General features: G+C 82.2%; 1 pseudogene. It reads right to left on the bottom strand.

Annotated elements, in window-relative coordinates:
* Nucleotides 1-312: pseudogene (locus GQS09_RS28860) on the bottom strand (hypothetical protein); the annotation flags it as partial.
* Nucleotides 313-730: the final 418 nt, after the last annotated feature.

Below are 730 nucleotides of genomic sequence, written 5' to 3'. Positions count from 1 at the left end.
GGCCGGCCCGGGCGGCAGCACCGCGAGCCGGGGATCCGCCCCCGGCCGGGCGGCCGGGGGCGGAGGGACCTCCTCCGCCTTCTCGGGGCGCCGGGCGCCCTCCGCGGGCTTTTCCCGCTCCCCGGCCGCCGCAGGGCGCTCAGGGGCGTCCTGTGGCGTCTCGGGGGGTACGGCGGCGCTCCGGGCGGGCCCGGAACTCCCGGGCGGCTCCGCGGGCAGGCGGAGCGCGGTGGTCGCCCGGTCGCCGTTCTCCCCGCGGCCGCCGGGCAGCCGCAGGACGGTGGTCCCCTCCCCCGCCGGCTCCTCCGGCACGGCAGGCCCGTCCGAAGCCGCGGGCGCAGCGGACTCCGCAGGCACGGCAGGCCCGTCCGGCACATCCGCGNCGGCACGGCAGGCCCGTCCGAAGCCGCGGGCGCAGCGGACTCCGCAGGCACGGCAGGCCCGTCCGGCACATCCGCGGCGGCGGGTGCGGCGGGTGCGGCGGGTGCCGTGGAAGCGGCCGGTTCGGCATCCTCCCGGACCCGCAGGGCGGTGGTACCGGTGTCGCCGGACATCACCGGAATGGCGAGCACCGACTCCCCGTCGGTCTCGTCCACGCCGCGCACGGCGGGTCCGGCCGCGGGGGACACCGCGGCGGGCTCGGTGGGCTCGGCCCCGGGAACACCGCCGCTCGCGGCGGCGGAGCCGCCGGAGCCGGCCGGCACGGGCGCGAGGTCGGCGGGGCCGTCCC

It is taken from the genome of Streptomyces sp. YIM 98790, from assembly GCF_011421595.1.
Classification (GTDB): Bacteria; Actinomycetota; Actinomycetes; order Streptomycetales; family Streptomycetaceae; genus Streptomyces.
The sequence above is the reverse complement of the archived record's forward strand: the minus strand, read 5'-3'. Positions and strand labels throughout refer to the sequence as shown.